20 protein-coding genes are annotated in these 16756 nt (G+C 63.5%); 17 read left to right on the top strand and 3 right to left on the bottom strand.

Annotation, left to right across the window (positions count from 1 at the left end):
* Positions 1 to 84 precede the first annotated feature (84 nt).
* The 5 genes from AC0NIH_RS24195 to AC0NIH_RS24175 all read left to right on the top strand — a co-directional run bounded on the left by AC0NIH_RS24195 (position 85) and on the right by AC0NIH_RS24175 (position 3212).
* Positions 85 to 702 (top strand): riboflavin synthase, encoded by a 618-nt coding sequence (locus AC0NIH_RS24195; RefSeq protein ID WP_023764069.1) that lies wholly within the window; start codon positions 85 to 87, stop codon positions 700 to 702.
* Positions 703 to 743: 41 nt separating this feature from the next.
* Positions 744 to 902 (top strand): type II toxin -antitoxin system TacA 1-like antitoxin, encoded by a 159-nt coding sequence (locus AC0NIH_RS24190; RefSeq protein ID WP_352711520.1) that lies wholly within the window; start codon positions 744 to 746, stop codon positions 900 to 902.
* 110 nt (positions 903 to 1012) lie between these two features.
* Positions 1013 to 1507 (top strand): 6,7-dimethyl-8-ribityllumazine synthase, encoded by a 495-nt coding sequence (ribH, locus tag AC0NIH_RS24185; RefSeq protein WP_140571386.1) that lies wholly within the window; start codon positions 1013 to 1015, stop codon positions 1505 to 1507.
* Entirely contained in the window at positions 1504 to 2004 is a 501-nt protein-coding gene (gene nusB, locus AC0NIH_RS24180) for a transcription antitermination factor NusB (protein ID WP_013895989.1), read from the top strand. The genes ribH and nusB overlap by 4 nt, the downstream gene beginning before the upstream one ends.
* Positions 2001 to 3212 (top strand): MFS transporter, encoded by a 1212-nt coding sequence (locus AC0NIH_RS24175; protein WP_473466689.1) that lies wholly within the window; start codon positions 2001 to 2003, stop codon positions 3210 to 3212. The genes nusB and AC0NIH_RS24175 overlap by 4 nt, the downstream gene beginning before the upstream one ends.
* A gap of 9 nt (positions 3213 to 3221) precedes the next feature.
* On the opposite strand, the gene AC0NIH_RS24170 is transcribed toward AC0NIH_RS24175, so the two are convergent.
* On the bottom strand, positions 3222 to 3794 hold the full coding sequence (locus tag AC0NIH_RS24170; RefSeq protein ID WP_023764075.1) for an NADPH-dependent FMN reductase: 573 nt from the start codon (positions 3792 to 3794) through the stop codon (positions 3222 to 3224).
* 206 nt (positions 3795 to 4000) lie between these two features.
* On the opposite strand from AC0NIH_RS24170, the gene osmF reads away from it, so the two are divergent.
* From osmF to AC0NIH_RS24145, 5 genes are all read left to right on the top strand, one after another.
* Positions 4001 to 4912 (top strand): glycine betaine ABC transporter substrate-binding protein OsmF, encoded by a 912-nt coding sequence (gene osmF / locus AC0NIH_RS24165; protein ID WP_023764076.1) that lies wholly within the window; start codon positions 4001 to 4003, stop codon positions 4910 to 4912.
* Positions 4913 to 5226: 314 nt separating this feature from the next.
* The gene (locus AC0NIH_RS24160; protein ID WP_473466690.1) at positions 5227 to 6390 is read left to right on the top strand and encodes an ABC transporter permease; all 1164 of its coding nucleotides are present in this window, start codon (positions 5227 to 5229) and stop codon (positions 6388 to 6390) included.
* Positions 6387 to 7325 (top strand): ABC transporter ATP-binding protein, encoded by a 939-nt coding sequence (locus AC0NIH_RS24155; RefSeq protein ID WP_473466692.1) that lies wholly within the window; start codon positions 6387 to 6389, stop codon positions 7323 to 7325. Before AC0NIH_RS24160 ends, AC0NIH_RS24155 begins: the two co-directional genes overlap by 4 nt.
* Entirely contained in the window at positions 7322 to 8071 is a 750-nt protein-coding gene (locus AC0NIH_RS24150) for an ABC transporter permease (RefSeq protein ID WP_473466697.1), read from the top strand. The genes AC0NIH_RS24155 and AC0NIH_RS24150 overlap by 4 nt, the downstream gene beginning before the upstream one ends.
* Before the next feature lie 262 nt (positions 8072 to 8333).
* A complete protein-coding gene (locus AC0NIH_RS24145; protein WP_013895982.1) occupies positions 8334 to 10475 on the top strand; it encodes a sodium-translocating pyrophosphatase in 2142 nt (713 codons plus the stop codon).
* A gap of 248 nt (positions 10476 to 10723) precedes the next feature.
* Here AC0NIH_RS24145 and AC0NIH_RS24140 read toward each other — a convergent pair whose 3' ends face one another.
* Complete coding sequence (locus AC0NIH_RS24140; protein WP_023764079.1) at positions 10724 to 11239, bottom strand: outer membrane protein assembly factor BamE; 516 nt, start codon at positions 11237 to 11239, stop codon at positions 10724 to 10726.
* A 113-nt stretch (positions 11240 to 11352) separates the two neighbouring features.
* Here AC0NIH_RS24140 and AC0NIH_RS24135 point away from each other — a divergent pair, with 113 nt between their 5' ends.
* From AC0NIH_RS24135 to AC0NIH_RS24105, 7 genes are all read left to right on the top strand, one after another.
* Positions 11353 to 11901 carry a ubiquinol-cytochrome C chaperone family protein gene (locus AC0NIH_RS24135; protein ID WP_224689831.1) on the top strand — a complete coding sequence of 183 codons (549 nt, stop codon included), beginning with the start codon at positions 11353 to 11355 and terminating at the stop codon, positions 11899 to 11901.
* Complete coding sequence (locus AC0NIH_RS24130) at positions 11898 to 12446, top strand: YceD family protein (RefSeq protein WP_473466700.1); 549 nt, start codon at positions 11898 to 11900, stop codon at positions 12444 to 12446. Before AC0NIH_RS24135 ends, AC0NIH_RS24130 begins: the two co-directional genes overlap by 4 nt.
* A gap of 113 nt (positions 12447 to 12559) precedes the next feature.
* The gene (gene plsX / locus AC0NIH_RS24125; protein WP_023764082.1) at positions 12560 to 13630 is read left to right on the top strand and encodes a phosphate acyltransferase PlsX; all 1071 of its coding nucleotides are present in this window, start codon (positions 12560 to 12562) and stop codon (positions 13628 to 13630) included.
* A gap of 9 nt (positions 13631 to 13639) precedes the next feature.
* Positions 13640 to 14611, top strand: a complete 972-nt coding sequence (locus AC0NIH_RS24120; protein ID WP_473466702.1) for a beta-ketoacyl-ACP synthase III — start codon at positions 13640 to 13642, stop codon at positions 14609 to 14611.
* 102 nt (positions 14612 to 14713) lie between these two features.
* The gene (locus AC0NIH_RS24115; protein WP_010915609.1) at positions 14714 to 15037 is read left to right on the top strand and encodes an integration host factor subunit alpha; all 324 of its coding nucleotides are present in this window, start codon (positions 14714 to 14716) and stop codon (positions 15035 to 15037) included.
* A gap of 225 nt (positions 15038 to 15262) precedes the next feature.
* Positions 15263 to 15802: a MerR family transcriptional regulator gene (locus tag AC0NIH_RS24110; RefSeq protein WP_013895974.1), complete on the top strand. Its 540-nt coding sequence runs from the start codon at positions 15263 to 15265 to the stop codon at positions 15800 to 15802.
* Between the two features lie 87 nt (positions 15803 to 15889).
* Positions 15890 to 16192, top strand: a complete 303-nt coding sequence (locus tag AC0NIH_RS24105) for a hypothetical protein (protein ID WP_013895973.1) — start codon at positions 15890 to 15892, stop codon at positions 16190 to 16192.
* Between the two features lie 209 nt (positions 16193 to 16401).
* On the opposite strand, the gene AC0NIH_RS24100 is transcribed toward AC0NIH_RS24105, so the two are convergent.
* Positions 16402 to 16602: a hypothetical protein gene (locus AC0NIH_RS24100; RefSeq protein WP_084018278.1), complete on the bottom strand. Its 201-nt coding sequence runs from the start codon at positions 16600 to 16602 to the stop codon at positions 16402 to 16404.
* Between the last annotated feature and the right edge of the window lie 154 nt (positions 16603 to 16756).

The following is a 16756-nucleotide window of genomic DNA, read 5'->3' as shown; positions in this document are numbered from 1 at the left end:
TGGTCAAACGGGATAGACCATGATCCCGAAAAGTGGGACCCGGTTTTCGGACAAGGTCATGGTCAAAACGGGAAGACAACATCGATGTTTACCGGAATTGTCACCGATATCGGCACCGTCGCGGCTATCAAGTCGCTGAGCGAAGGCGTCGGCTTGCGCATCGACACCGCCTATGATCCCGCGACCATCGCCATCGGCGCGTCGATCTCCTGCGGCGGCGTTTGCCTGACGGTCACGGCTTTGCCCGACAGCGGCTCGAACGCGCGCTGGTTCGAGGTCGAGGCGTGGGAGGAAGCCTTGCGGCTGACCACCGCCTCTGGCTGGAAATCCGGCACCAAAGTCAATCTCGAACGGGCGCTGAAGATCGGCGACGAACTTGGTGGCCATATCGTTTCGGGCCATGTCGACGGCACCGCCGAGATCGTCGAACGTAAGGATGAGGGCGACGCGGTGCGCTTCACGCTGGAAGCGCCGCGCCATCTGGCGAAATTCATCGCGCCGAAAGGCTCCGTCGCGCTCGACGGCACCTCGCTCACCGTCAACAAGGTCGAGGGGACCCGCTTCGACGTGCTGCTGATCCATCATTCGCTGACCGTGACCACCTGGGGCGAGCGCAAGGTCGGTGACCGCGTCAATCTCGAGATCGACACCATGGCCCGCTACGCGGCGCGGCTGGCCGAAGCGGCGAAAGAGGGGCTTTGATGACCAAGGACAGAGTAAGTCCTACGCAGGAGGAAAAGCCGATGCGTGAAGAGACCGGCGCGAATGCCGAGGACCGCCAGTGGCTCAGCCTATCGAGCAACGACCACAGGATCTTCGTCGAAGTCCTGATCAATCCGCAACCGGTGAACGATCGTCTGCGGGATACCGTGCGCCGCCACCGTCAAGCTACCGGCACTTGAACCATCGGAAACCCCATAAGTTCAACGGACCTTTGGCGTCTCCCGACAATCTTGTGCTTGCGATCAACCCGGCTTCGGCCTAAGTCACCGGCAACCCCCCGGAGACTTTTATGGCTGGTACCTCCCAACACGGCAAAGCCTTCATTCGCCCGAAGGCGAAGGCGCACTTGCTTATCATCGAAGCGCGCTTCCACGATGGCCTTGCCGACGCGTTGCTTGATGGCGCGACAAGCGCGCTCGATGAAGCAGGCGCGACCTACGACGTCGTCACGGTTCCAGGCTCGCTGGAGATTCCCGCGGTGATCACCTTCGCGCTGGACGGCGCGGCGGAAGGCGGCACGAACTACGACGGCTTCGTTGCGCTCGGCACCGTCGTTCGCGGCGACACATACCATTTCGACATCGTCGCCAATGAATCCAGCCGCGCGCTCATGGACCTGTCCGTGCAGGATTCTGTCTGCATCGGCAACGGCATCCTGACCACCGAGAACGACGCGCAGGCGTGGACGCGGGCCAAGCGCTCGGAAGGCGACAAGGGCGGCTTTGCCGCGCGTGCGGCGCTGACCATGATCGCGCTCAAGGAAAAACTGGGAGCGCAATCGTGAGCGAGCCCGCGTCGCCCGGCCAGCCGGCGGTGCGCCACGCCAACAAGCGCGGGGCTGCCCGTCTTGCCGCGGTGCAGGCGCTCTATCAGATGGATGTCGCCGGCAGCGGCGTCTTCGAGATCACCGCCGAGTATGAGGCGTTCCGCCTTGGCAAGGAAGTTGATGGCGCGCTCTACCGCGAGGCGGATGCGCAATGGTTCCGCGCTATCCTGACGGGCGTCGTCGAGGATCAGAAGACCATCGATCCGATCATCCGCCAGTCGCTGACCGAGGACTGGCCGCTGTCGAGGCTCGATTCGACGTTGCGCGCCATCCTGCGCGCCGGCGTCTATGAGTTGATGAAGCGCGAAGACGTGCCGGTGGCGGTGATCGTCTCGGAATATGTCGACATCGCCAAGGCCTTCTACGAGGAAGACGAGCCGAAGCTGGTCAACGCCGTGCTCGACCGCGTGTCACGCCGGGTGCGCGGCGAGGGACGCGGCAAGGACGCATCGTGACAGCCGTCGCCATCGAGACGGCCAAGGATGGGCGGCGCACAGCGCTGATCCTCGCCGCCTCGCAGGCGATCATCGGCTCGGCGGCACCCATTGCCATCTCGATGGGCGCGCTGGCCGGGCAATATCTGCTCGGTGCCGACAAATCGCTGGCGACGGCGCCGATCACCGGCTTCAACCTTGGCGTGGCGCTCGGCGCTCTGCCCGCCGCGGCCATCATCCGCAAGGTGGGCCAGCGCGGCGGTTTCATGACCGGAACCGTGGTTACCGCTCTTGGCGGCCTGATCGCCACATCGGCACTTTTCCATGGCAGCTTTTGGCTGTTCGCGTTCGCGCTGCTGGTGATCGGTGTCGGCGGGGCGTTCGTGCAGCAGTTCCGCTTCGCCGCCGCCGACAACGCGCCACCTGAATTCAAGGCGCGCGCCATTTCCTTCGTGCTGGCAGGCGGCATCGTCACCGCCATCCTTGGGCCACAGATCGTCATCTTCACCCGCGAATTGTTCGCACCGGTGATGTTTGCCGGCGCGTTCGCCTCCATACTGCCGCTTGCCGCGGCCGGCGCCGTCATCCTCTCCTTCCTGCAACTGCCGGCGAGGGTGCCCGGCAGGGTGGAAATCGCCGACAGCGACGCAAGACCGTTGGCGGAAATCGTAACCAAGCCCCGTTTCGTCGCGGCGCTGTTCTGTGCGGTCGGCAGCTATGCGCTGATGAGCTTCGTCATGACCGGCGCACCGCTGGCCATGGTCGGCTGCGGCCTGTCGGAGGATGATGCGACGCTGGGCATCTCCTGGCACGTCATGGCGATGTTCGCGCCGAGCTTCTTCACCGGCTCGCTGATCCATCGTTTCGGCGCCGAACGCATTGTCGCCATCGGCCTGCTGCTGCTGATCGGCTGTGGTGCCGTAGCTTTGTCGGGCCTGGCATTATGGCAGTTCTGGACGGCGCTCATCCTGCTTGGCCTCGGCTGGAACTTTGCCTTCATCGGCGCCACCGCGATGGTGGCGGCCAGCTACCGGACGTCGGAAAAGGGCAAGGTGCAGGGCTTCCACGACTTTGTCCTGTTCGGCTCCGTCGCCTGCGCTTCGCTGATGTCGGGCATGGTCTACAACGCCTGGGGCTGGACCATGCTGAATTGGATGATCTTCCCGGTTGCCGTGCTCTGTTTCGTGGCGCTGGGCGCGCTGAAGATGACGAGCGCGCGCCCGACCTGAAGCCGAACGCTATGCGTCCGGCGGCAGAACCTGAAGCACCCGCGCTATGAACATGTGGAACTCAGCCATGTAGTTGCGCAGGAAGTCCTCGGTGGATTCGACCGTCACTTCGCCGTCGTCCGTTATCAGTCCGGGGGTGAACTGGATATAGGCCTCCGGGGCATTCATCTGGGGTGAGTTGCAGAAGCTCAGGACGCTGCGCAGGCTTTGTTGGGCGACAGCGGTTGCGATGGCGCCCGGCGATGTTCCGATGACGGCGGACGGTTTGCGTGCGAATGAATTCTTTCCATAGGGGCGGCTGGCCCAATCGATCGCGTTCTTCAATCCGCCGGGGATCGAGCGATTGTACTCCGGCGTGACGAACAGCACGGCCTGGACGGACGCGATCGCCTGCTTGAAATCTAGGGCGACCTGCGGGAAATCGGCGTCGTAGTCGTAGCTGTAAAGGGGCAGATCCCTGAAAGGGATTTCCGTCATCTCAAGTTCCGGAGGAGCCAGTTGAACGAGCGCCTTCGCTAGCTTGCGGTTGATGGATCCCCGGGCAAGACTGCCGATGAGGTAACCGACTTTGTGTATGGCCATGACACGCTCTCCGTGTTTGCCACCCGCACCGTCACTGCATTATCCGCCAGATGGCGCCAGATCGCCAGCGTCGCCTCGAAATTGACTTTCCCAACAAAAATATTGCGCCTGTGCCCATTGTTATGAAACCGTGTGCCCCGACTGGCCGTTGAAGCCATGCTCATATGCGGCCGCCGCATCACGGTTCACAGCAAGGGATTTTCACGATGTTTTCAGTCAAGGTTCTGGCCAGCGCGGCGTTGGCGCTAGGCATCACCATGGCATCCGCCAGCGCCCAGGTGGTTGTCTCCTCGAAGATCGACACCGAGGGTGGCGTGCTCGGTAACATCATCCAACTCGTACTCAACGCCAACAATATCAAGACGACCGACCGCATCCAACTCGGCGGCACGCCGGTGGTGCGCAAGGCGATCACCGCCGGCGAGATCGACATCTATCCCGAATACACCGGCAACGCCGCCTTCTTCTTTGAGAAGGCCGACGACCCCGCGTGGAAGGATGCCGCCAAGGCCTATGAGACGGCCAAGAAGCTCGACTACGACGCCAACAAGATCGTTTGGCTGTCGCCGGCGCCCGCCAACAACACCTGGGCGATCGCATTGCGCAAGGAAGTGGCCGACACCAACAAGCTCGCCTCGCTCTCCGACTTCGGCAAATATGTCGCTGGCGGCGGCCAGGTGGTGCTGGCGGCATCCGCGGAGTTCGTCAATTCGGCGGCAGCCTTGCCGGCCTTCCAGACCACCTACGGCTTCAAGCTGAAGCCCGAGCAACTGATCACGCTCTCCGGTGGCGACACGGCTGCGACCATCGCCGCGGCCGCCAACCAGACCAGCGGGGCCAACGCCGCCATGGTCTACGGCACCGACGGCGGCATCGCGCCGTCCGGTCTTGTCGTGCTCGAGGACGACAAGGGCGTGCAGCCGGTCTACCAGCCGGCGCCGATCATCCGCGAATCCGTGCTCAAGGAACATCCCGAGATCGAGACGCTGCTGAAGCCGGTCTTCGCCAAGCTCGATCTCGTCACCCTGCAGGAACTGAACGGCCGCGTGCAGGTCGGCGGCGAGCCGGTCAAGGGCGTCGCCGAGGACTTTTTGAAGAAGAACGGGTTCCTGAAGTAGTCAGCGCACCCGGAAGCGACGTTGGTGCGAGGCGCCCCTCTCTGGAAGCTGCTGATCTCCCCCCTTGCGGGGGAGATGTCCGGCAGGACAGAGGGGGGTGCTGTCCCGCCGACCTCTCAACCCGTTACAGCTGCGGGCTTCGACAGGATTGCTTCTGAACAAGCCAACGATCGAAAGTTGGCGATCCTTCACACCCCCCTCTGGCCTGCCGGCCATCTCCCCCGCAAGGGGGGAGATCGGATATCAAGTCGGCTTTCGCCAATCGCCAGCCAGCCGTGCGCGACATGGCAAGTCGCCACCCAAGTGGGGCGACCATGACCCTCCGCTTCGACAAGCTCGGCGTGGTCATTGCCGCGATCGCGGCCTACGCGGCGTTCCTTGCCCCCTTCGCCACGTTCCGCGCCAACCGCATAGTCCCCGGCCAGGCGCGCTCGATTCTCGAGGCGCTGCCGGCGATCACCGGGCCTTTGCTTTTGGCAATCGTGGTCGCGGCAGCGCTCATCGCACTGTTCAGGACGCAGCTCATGCTGCGCCTTGCCGCCAGCGTGGTGGCGCTGGCCGCGCTCGCGGTGCTTGTCGGCGTCGCCGGCACGTTTCTCACGCCGGCCGGCAACACGTTTGCGCGGGTGTCGCCGGCCTCCGGTTTCTGGATACTCATCTTCGCCTTCACGCTTTTGCTGGCGGACGTGTTGACGCGCCTGAACCTGTCGCCCTCGGCCCGTGTCGGCGTGCTGGTCGCCGCCGCTATGGCGATTGGCCTGCTTTTGGTGTCGGGGGCCTGGAACGACCTTTCCATCCTCAAGGAATACGCCAACCGCGCCGACAGTTTCTGGGCCGAAGGCTCCAAGCATGTGACCCTGGCGCTCGGCTCCCTGCTTGCCGCGGTGGTCGTCGGCCTGCCTCTCGGCATCCTCTGCCATCGCGTCGAAAGGCTGCGGGCCGGCGTGCTCAACGTGCTCAACATCATCCAGACCATTCCCTCGATCGCGCTGTTCGGCCTGCTGATCGCGCCGCTCGGCTGGGTCGCAACACATGTGCCGGGAGCCGCCGCGCTCGGCATCCGCGGCATAGGCACGGCACCTGCTTTCGTCGCCCTGTTCCTCTATTCGCTGCTGCCGGTGGTGGCCAACACCGTGGTCGGCCTCGCCGGGGTGCCGCGAGCCGCCAACGATGCGGCGCGCGGCATGGGCATGACCGAACGCCAGCGCCTGTTCGGCGTCGAGTTTCCACTGGCCTTTCCGGTGATCCTGACCGGCATCCGCATCGTGCTGGTGCAGAACATCGGCCTCGCCACCATAGCCGCACTGATCGGCGGCGGCGGCTTTGGCGTGTTCGTCTTCCAGGGCGTCGGCCAGACGGCGATGGACCTTGTGCTGCTCGGCGCGGTGCCGACCGTGGCGCTCGCCTTCGCCGCCGCCATCGTCCTCGATGCGGTGATCGAAATGACCGCCACCAAGCGCAGGGTTGAAACTGCATGATCGAGATCGAAGGCATTACCAAGCGCTACGACGCGACAACGGTGGTCGACGACGTGTCGATGGTCATCGAGCCGCGCACCATCGCGGTCATTGTCGGCACCTCCGGCTCCGGCAAGACGACGCTGCTGCGCATGATCAACCGGCTGGTCGAACCGACCGCCGGCATCATCAAGCTCGACGGCGCCGACAATCGCTCGGTACCCGGCTACGAACTGCGCCGCAGCATCGGTTATGCAATCCAGGGCCATGGCCTGTTTCCGCACCGAACCGTGGCGCAGAACATCGCCACCGTGCCGGTGCTGCTCGGTTGGGACAAGGCCCGTATCGATGCGCGCGTGGACGAGTTGATGACGCTCTACCAGCTCGATCCGCGGGAATTCGGGCCGCGCTACCCGCACGAATTGTCCGGCGGCCAGCAGCAGCGCGTCGGCGTTGCCCGCGCGCTCGCCGCCGAACCCAACGTGCTGCTGATGGACGAGCCATTCGGCGCGCTCGACCCGATCATCCGCACCAAGGCGCAGGAAGACCTGCTGGCCATCCAGAAACGCTTCGGCACCACCATCATCCTCGTCACCCATGACATGGAGGAGGCCGTGCATATGGGTGACAAGATCGCCGTGATGGATGCCGGCAAGCTCGTGCAATACGCCAAACCCGCCGAGCTCCTGGCAAACCCGGCCAGCAGCTTCGTCGAGACCCTGGTCGGCGCCAGCGAACGGCCATTCAGGCTGTTGTCGCTCGGGCGGGTCCGCGACGCCGTGGAGAAGGGCGCCGCCGATGGCGAGGCGATCCCCGGTGATGCCAGCCAGCGCGACGCGCTGGCTGAACTGCTCTGGTCGGGCCGGCCGGCGCTGCCGGTGAAAGGCGCCGACGGCAAGCCGATCGGCCGCGTCACGGTGGACGGGCTGGTCAAGCGCGCGGCGAGGCCGGCATGAAGGCCTGGCTGCCTTTGCTGCTCAGGCTTGCGCTGGTGGTGCTGCTCGTTGCCTTCGTCACCAGCCCGGGATGGTTCGAGCCGCTGCTGAAGCCGCTGACGGAAAACAACGCTCCCGCAATCTACAATCAGGGCAGCCTGCTGACGCTGACGCTTTTGCATCTGCGTACCGTGCTGATCGCCACCGTCGCGGCGACCATTGTCGCGGTGGCCCTGGCTATTCTCGTCACCAGGCCGGCCGGTGCCGAATTCCTGCCCTTGTCGCGCAGCCTGGTCAACATCGGCCAGACCTTTCCCCCGGTGGCGGTGCTGGCGCTCGCCGTGCCGGCGGTCGGCTTCGGCGAGAAGCCGACCCTGATCGCGCTGTTTCTCTACGGCTTGCTGCCGATCTTCGAAAATGCGCTCACCGGGCTGACGACACCCCCAGCCAACGTCGTCGAGGCGGCGCGCGGCACCGGCATGACTGGTTGGCAGCGGCTGACCAAGGTCGAACTGCCGCTCAGCGCGCCGATCATCCTTGGCGGCATCAGGCTGTCGGTGGTGATCAGCCTGGCCACGGCCACCATCGGTTCGACCGTGGCCGCCAGGACGCTGGGGGAGGTCATCATTGCCGGCCTGTTGTCGAACAACCTGGCCTTCATCCTGCAGGGCGGCCTGATCGTGGCCGCACTGGCCGTGCTGATCTATGACGGCCTGTCGGCCGTCGAGCACTACGCGGCGCGGCGCATGGGACGCGAGGCGGAGTAGCTCTTGAGGGCGCTGGCGGGCTCGTCGGAATGATTCCCTTGCGTCATTTCAATCGATCTAAATGAAAGACCGCACGGGCAGGACCGTCGCGGCTTTTGTCTTTTGGGCGAAAGCCGGGCAAAAAACGAACAATATCTTGACGTTCGCGACCCTGTTTCGCATACACCGCTGCGAAGAGGCGGATTCCGTTCGCGGATCCGGTCTTTGTCTCAACGGCCCAGGGAGGGGTTCTTTTGGGCCATCAATCGAGGAAAATCCGGCAATGACAATTATTTCCGCCGTCATCGCCTGCGGTCTGCTTTCTGTCCTTTACGCCATCTGGGCGACACGTTCGGTTCTCGCGTCCGATCAGGGCAATGCACGCATGCAGGAAATCTCCGCCGCCATCCGCGAAGGCGCGCAAGCCTATCTGGCACGCCAGTACACAACCATTGCCATCGTCGGCGTGGTCGTGCTCGTGCTCGCCTGGTGGCTGCTTTCCATCACCGCCGCGATCGGCTTCCTGATCGGCGCCGTGCTGTCGGGCGCCGCCGGCTTCATCGGCATGCACGTTTCGGTGCGGGCCAATGTGCGGACCGCGCAGGCGGCATCGAACAGCCTCGCCGCCGGCCTCGACATCGCTTTCAAGTCGGGCGCCATCACCGGCATGCTGGTTGCGGGCCTCGCCCTGCTCGGCGTCTCGATCTACTATCTCATCCTGACCCACTTCATGGGCCTTGAGCCCAACGACCGTATCGTCATCGACTCGCTGGTCTCGCTCGGTTTCGGCGCGTCGCTGATCTCGATCTTCGCCCGTCTCGGCGGCGGCATCTTCACCAAGGGCGCCGACGTCGGCGGCGATCTGGTCGGCAAGGTCGAAGCCGGTATTCCGGAGGATGATCCGCGCAACCCCGCCACCATCGCCGACAATGTCGGCGACAATGTCGGCGACTGCGCCGGCATGGCCGCCGACCTGTTCGAAACCTACGCGGTGACGGTCGTCGCCACCATGGTCCTCGGCGCCATCTTCTTCGGCGGCACCGCCATCCTGGGTGCCGCGATGCTCTATCCGCTCGCCATTTGCGGCGCCTGCATCCTGACCTCGATCGTCGGCACCTTCTTCGTCAAGCTCGGCTCCAACGGCTCGATCATGGGCGCGCTCTACAAGGGCCTGATCGTCACCGGCCTGCTGTCGATCGTCGGCCTCGCCGTAGCCACCTCGGCAACGCTCGGCTGGGGCGAGGTCGGCACCGTCGCCGGCATGACCATCACTGGCAAGAACCTGTTCATCTGCGGCCTGATCGGCCTCGTGGTGACCGGCCTTATCGTGGTGATCACCGAGTACTACACCGGCACCAACAAGCGCCCGGTCAACTCGATCGCCCAGGCGTCGGTGACCGGCCATGGTACCAACGTCATCCAGGGCCTCGCGGTCTCGCTGGAATCGACGGCGCTGCCGGCAATCGTCATCGTCGGCGGCATCATCTCGACCTACCAGCTCGCCGGCCTCTACGGCACCGCGATCGCCGTCACCACAATGCTCGGCCTCGCCGGCATGATCGTCGCGCTCGACGCCTTCGGCCCGGTCACCGACAATGCCGGCGGCATTGCCGAAATGGCTGGCCTGCCCAAGGAAGTGCGCCACTCCACCGACGCGCTCGACGCGGTCGGCAACACCACCAAGGCCGTGACCAAGGGCTATGCCATCGGTTCGGCCGGCCTTGGCGCGCTGGTCCTGTTCGCCGCCTACTCGAACGACCTGAAGTTCTTTGCCGCCAATGGCGACAAATATCCTTACTTCCAGGGCATGGGCGAAATCTCCTTCGACCTCTCCAACCCCTACGTGGTCGCGGGCCTCATCTTCGGCGGCCTGATCCCGTATCTGTTCGGCGGCATCGCCATGACGGCCGTCGGCCGCGCGGCGGGCGCCATCGTCGAGGAGGTGCGCAAGCAGTTCCGCGAGGATCCGGGCATCATGGCCGGCACCTCCAAGCCGAACTATGCACGCGCGGTCGATCTCCTGACCAAGGCGGCGATCCGGGAAATGATCATCCCGTCGTTGCTGCCGGTGCTGGCGCCGCTCGTCGTCTACTTCGGCGTGCTGCTGATCTCGGGCTCGAAGGCGTCCGCCTTCGCTGCTCTCGGCGCTTCGCTGCTCGGCGTCATCGTCAATGGCCTGTTCGTGGCCATCTCGATGACTTCGGGCGGCGGCGCCTGGGACAACGCCAAGAAGTCGTTCGAGGACGGTTTCACCGACAAGAACGGCGTCAAGCACCTGAAGGGCTCCGAGGCGCACAAGGCCTCGGTGACCGGCGATACCGTCGGCGATCCCTACAAGGACACCGCCGGCCCGGCGGTCAATCCGGCGATCAAGATCACCAACATCGTCGCCCTCTTGCTGCTGGCCGTGCTCGCGCACGGCTGAGCGGCCGGCGTTTTGAAATGAAGATCCGCGGGGAGCGATCCCCGCGGATTTTTATTGGGAGAGCCTGTCGGGTGTCACGGTTTGCCGGTCGGGTGTGCGGGTGGGCCATCCAGCCGTCTGGTGCTTGCCCGGTAGCTGGCAAGCCGGACCCGTCCTTGACCAAAACAAAAACCCGCAGGATCGCTCCCGCGGGCTTTTGGTCGCCTGAGATGGTGCTGCCCTCCCAAAGGGAAGGCAGGATCTGAAGATCAGGGAGTACCGCCGCCGGGAATGCCGGGCGCCAGCTTGCTGGCGCCGTTGATGATCTGGCTGAGGAAGTTCTGGTCCTTGCCGCCAGTCGGCGTCGTGCGGGAGATGAAGTCGAAAACCTTGCCGTCCTTCAAGCCGTAATTGGCGATCTGGGTGACGCGGCCGTCATCGCCGAAATAGACCGCCAGCACTTTCTGGTCGATCAGTCTCGGCTTGTCGAAGGCGACATAGCGTTTGCGGGTTTGCGAGATGTAGTAAAACGCCTCATTGTCGAAAGTGGCCGTGGTCGACGGCGTGCCTAGCGCCAGAAGCACCTGCTCGCGGCTGGACCCGACGGGCACCGAATCGACCGCCTGCTGGTCGTAGACATATCCTTGCGTCAGCGTCTCGCTCGGACTGAGATCGCCAATCATCTTGTTGGTGTGGCATGCCGACAATGCCGAAACGACAAGCAGCAGCGAGATCGCGCCGGCGGGCCCGGAAGTGAAGGTCGACTTGAAATTCAGCGCGCGCAACAACAATTCTCCATTACATCGCCGCAACTTGCGCTGGGCCGCAAAACCGGTAAACCAGCTTGCTTGCCGTTGCAACAAGGCCATTCAACAAACGGTCCCCGGAGACCATCCCCATGTTCCAGCGCCTTTTTGGCCGCGAACGCCACGCCAACCGCGCCATCACCGACGCGCTTTACGCACAAATCGTGGCGGCGGCGCGGCAGACTGCATTTTATTCTGAGTGGAATGTGCCGGACACGCCTCTCGGCCGGTTCGAGATGCTTTCGCTGCACATGTTCCTATTCCAGCATCGGCTGCGCGGCGAGGGCGGCGCGGCGCAAGAGGTCGCGCAGGTGCTGATCGACGAGTTCTTCCTCGACGTCGATCATTCGCTGCGCGAACTGGGCATTGGCGATGTCGGTGTGCCCAAACGCATGAAGAAACTGGCCAAGATGTATTATGGCCGCACCGCCGCCTATGACGATGCGCTGGAGAGAAACGATCACGACGGGCTGACTGCGGCACTTGCCCGCAATATCCGGCCCGATGCCGGCGCGTGGCCGCAGGCATCGCAACTGGCCAACTATGTCGCCGATGTCCGTCGGCAACTGGCCGCGCAGCCATCCGAATCAATCGTTTCCGGCACGGTGGCTTTTCCGCTCGCAAGGGAGGTTGATCGATGAAACATGCCGATCCGCAAAGCCCGGTTTCCTTCCGCGCAAATGTCGCCCGTCTGCCGCATAAGGGGCTGCCCGTCGTGATAGACGCCGACGCCGCGCAGCGCGCCGCGCTCGCCGAGGAGCACGGGCTGCTGTCCGTCGAAGCCTATCGCGCCGAACTACTGGTCGTCTCCTGGAAGCGCAATGGCGTGAAGGTCAGCGGCCGTGTCGAGGCCGACATTACCCAGGCCTGCATCGTCACCCTCGAGCCCGTCGAGGCCCATATCGATGAACCGGTCGAGGCACTGTTGCTGCCCGAGGACTCCAAGCTTGGACGGCAGGGATTCGAAGGCGGCGGCGAAATACTGCTCGATGCGGACGGACCCGACAGTCCCGAAACGTTTTCCGGCGACACCATCGATATCGGGGCTCTCGCCGAACAGTTCTTCGGCCTGGCGATCGACCCCTATCCGCGCAAGTCGGGCGCGGCGCTGGATACCGGCGGCGATACCGAACCGGCGGAGAACGAATTTCAGCAAAAACTGCGATCCTTGCTGGGAAAATCCTGAAAACCGCGACGGCGACGGAAAAGTCGGTTGTGTGAAAGCCCAAAACCGCTATTTTCGCCGAACCTTTGCGACCACTAAAGCGACCTGCCGGATAACCGTGAGATGAATAACGCGTGATCAGGATTTCCATCGATGCCATGGGCGGCGATCACGGACCAGCCGTGGTCATTCCGGCGCTCATGACGGTCGCGACCCGCCGTCCCGACATCCGTTTCGTCATCTACGGGCGTGAGGAGTTGGTGCGTCCCGAACTGGCCAAATTTCCCAAACTGGCCGAGGTCAGCGAGTTCATCCACTGCGAAATCGCGGTCAGGATGGACGACAAGCCGAGCCAGGCGTTGCGCCATGGCCGCTGGAAATCGTCGATGTGGAAGGCGGTCGAAGCGGTCAAGTCGGGCGCCGCGGACGCCTGCATCTCCGCCGGCAACACCGGTGCGCTGATGGCGATGTCGAAATTCTGCTTGCGCACCATGGCCACTATCGATCGCCCGGCGATCGCGGCATTGTGGCCGACATTGCGCGGCGAGAGCGTGGTTCTGGACGTTGGCGCCACCATCGGCGCCGATGCGCACCAGCTCATTGATTTTGCCATTCTGGGCACCGGCATGGCGCGCTCCGTGTTCGGCGTTGCCCGGCCGACGGTTGGCCTGCTCAATGTCGGCGTGGAAGAGATCAAGGGCCAGGAAGAGGTCAAGGAAGCGGGGCGCATGCTGCGCGAGGCCAACATGGCCTCGATGAACTATCATGGCTTCGTCGAAGGCGACGATATCGGCAAGGGTACGGTCGACGTGGTGGTGACGGAAGGCTTCGCCGGCAATATCGCGCTGAAGACGGCCGAGGGCACCGCGCGCCAGATTGCAGGCTATCTTCGCGCCGCCATGAGCCGTACCCTGATGGCCAAGATCGGCTACGTCTTCGCCAAGGGCGCCTTCGATCGGCTGCGCGAAAAGATGGATGTCGGCCGCTCCAACGGCGGCGTTTTCCTGGGCTTGAACGGCATCGTCGTCAAAAGCCATGGCGGTGCTGATTCGGACGGGTTCGCCGCCGCGATCGAACTCGGCTATGACATGGTCCGCAACAATCTGCTCGACCGCATCGAGGCCGACCTGGACCTGTTTCATGCGCGCAACCCGCATGCCCTGACATCTAGGAAATCCGACGTCGTTATCGACGCGAAGGAATAGGAAAGAACTTTGATCAGATCAGTCGTGCGCGGCACCGGTGCCGCGCTGCCCCACCGCATCATGAAGAATGCCGATTTCGAAGGCATGGTCGAAACCTCGGACGAGTGGATTGCCCAGCGCACCGGCATCCGCCAGCGCCACATCGCGGCCGACGACGAGACGACGGCTTCCCTGGGTGAGGCCGCGGCGCGCGCGGCACTAGCCGATGCCGGGCTGACGCCGGACGACATCGACCTGATCGTGCTGGCGACCTCGACGCCCAACAACACGTTCCCTGCCACCGCGGTCGAAATCCAGAACCGGCTTGGCATGCATCACGGCTTTGCCTTCGACATGCAGGCGGTGTGCTCCGGCTTTGTCTATGCAGTGACGACGGCCGATCTCTACATCCGTGGCGGCCTGGCCAAGCGCGTGCTGGTGATCGGCTCGGAGACTTTTTCACGCATTCTCGACTGGAGCGATCGCTCGACCTGCGTGCTGTTCGGCGACGGCGCCGGCGCGCTGGTTCTGGAAGCCGGGGAGGGCAGCGGCACGATCGCCGACCGTGGCGTTCTGGCGGCCAGCCTGCGCTCCGACGGGGCGCACAAGGACAAGCTTTTTGTCGATGGCGGCCCATCGACCACGGGAACGGTCGGCCACCTCCGCATGGAAGGCCGCGAAGTGTTCAAGCATGCGGTCGGCATGATCACCGACGTCATCGAGGCGACCTTCTCGGATGCCGGCATCACGGCCGCCGACCTGGATTGGTTCGTGCCGCATCAGGCCAATAAACGAATTATTGACGCTTCCGCCAGGAAGCTCGGAATAGATGACCAAAAAGTGGTGGTTACCGTCGATTTGCACGGTAACACCTCGGCTGCTTCCGTACCGCTGGCGTTGTCGGTGGCCGTTGCCGATGGCCGCATCAAGAAGGGTGACCTCGTGCTCCTGGAAGCGATGGGCGGCGGCTTCACCTGGGGCGCTGTTCTGGTTCGTTGGTAAGTTGCCAAACGGTCCGGTTTCGGTCCTTGACCTTGCCGGATCAATTACTTAGGCTCTGCGGCTGTTGTGCCGATTTTATGTTTGAACTGATGGGACGGTCGCATGGGGGGAAAGACACTTACGCGCGCCGACCTTGCCGAGGCCGTCTACCGAAAGGTCGGTCTGTCGCGGACTGAATCCGCGGAGCTTGTCGAAGCGGTGCTGGATGAAATCTGCGAAGCCATCGTTCGTGGCGAGACGGTGAAATTATCGTCATTCGCGACATTCCATGTCCGCTCCAAGAACGAGCGTATCGGGCGCAATCCCAAGACGGGTGAAGAGGTGCCGATCCTGCCGCGCCGGGTGATGACCTTCAAGTCGTCGAACGTGCTGAAGAACCGCATCCTGCGTTCTCACCAGAACAGCAAGGCCAAGGGCGGCAAGTAGCCTCCCAAGGTGCGTCCATTGTACGGTTGAAAACCGGCCCCGCCATGACACCGGGCTTGAATATTGTTTCACAAACCGCTGAAATAAGACCCGATTCGGCAGCATGGCCGGATTGGTGTTCTGCGTAAGATCCATTCCGTGCAAACGGAATGAGCTTTCTCTTGGTTGAGCGTGATCCCGTCTGAAGACCGTTCCGGATCACGCTCCAGCGTGAGGATTTCGCCCATGGACAAGAGCCCTGACGCCTTCCGTACCATCAGCGAGGTCGCCGAAGATCTCGACCTGCCACAGCATGTGCTGCGTTTCTGGGAGACGCGCTTCAACCAGATCAAGCCGATGAAGCGTGGCGGCGGCCGCCGCTACTACCGCCCGCAGGACGTCGAACTGATCAAGGGCATCCGTCACATGCTCTATGACCAGGGCTACACGATCAAAGGCGTGCAGAAGCTGCTGCGCGAAAACGGCAATCATTTCCTGGTCGCCATCGGCAATGGCGACATGGCCGCCGTCGAGGCGATCTCGCAGCGCAAGCAGGCCGACCAGGTGCCGCTGACGCCGGCGGCGCAGCCACGCGGCGGGGACGATGAACTGGTTGGCCAGCCAAGGGTCAAGCCCAGCCGGCGCTTTTTCGGCCTCGGCAAGGGCGATGAGGAAGGTCCGGTCCAGCCGGACGCGTCGAAACTCTCGCGTGACAATCGCGCGCTGCTCCAGGAGGCGCTGTTCGACCTCCTGGAATGCAAGCGCCTGCTCGACCAGGTGCGCTGACCGGCGCACGAAGGCTCCGGTGCGCAAACCGGAACCCGCCTGGGGGTGAGGCGTTACGTTTCCTTCTGCAAATGAAGGAAGCACGTCATGGCATCGTTCTCGACCCTTTCGGACATTGACCTCGATAGGCAGGTCGCGGCCCTCTCCAGGGAATTGGCGGCGTTGAAAAAGGCCGTCTCCCAACGGAGCGGCGCTTACTACGAAGACGGTCGTGACGCCGCGCTCGACACCTATTCAGATCTGGCCGGACGCCTGCGCGATGCCATGCCGGCGATCCGCAAGCAGGGCAGGGTGATCGAAAAATCGGCCCGTGACCATCCGGCGGCGGCCGCGGCGGTCGGTCTTGTGGTGCTCGGCCTGGTTGCCAGCCTGCTGTTCAGCCGGCGCTGAGGCGCGTCCATGCGAGCCGAGCGCGAAGTGCGTCGGCCACGGCACCTTTGTGGCGCCGCCGCAGGAACGCGGATCGGTCGAACCGCCAGAGCCGCCGATGTCGCCGGCGAACGCCGGATAGATACGGCCCGCAATCGAGCCTCTTGAATCAGGAGAAGACCAGCCTTGAACAGGGCCAAGGCCGGTTTTCTCATTGGCAATCCCGGTACTTAGGCCTTGTTGCCCATCTTCTTCATGTGGTGGTGATGATGGTGGTGGTGACGGTGATAGCGATGGTGGTGGCGATGATGATGGTGGTGACGATGATGCTTTGCCATCGGGGCCGCATCAGCGCTTGTTGCACCGATTACCGGCACCGTGAAAGCAAGCGCGACTGCAAGCCCGAGGGCGGAGAGGAGGGACTTCTTCATGGATCGTTTCCTTCTTTTCGCGGACAGGTATGAAACGGGCCGACAACCCGACCGCCGCGATGGCGATTACGCTCCCTGATTTTTTCGTCAGTATTTCCCGATTGTAGAATCTTGTTTCTGGACTATTTCCGGGAATCCAGGCTTTCACCGTCTT

It is taken from the genome of Mesorhizobium sp. WSM1386, assembly GCF_055901595.1.
The sequence above is the reverse complement of the archived record's forward strand: the minus strand, read 5'-3'. Positions and strand labels throughout refer to the sequence as shown.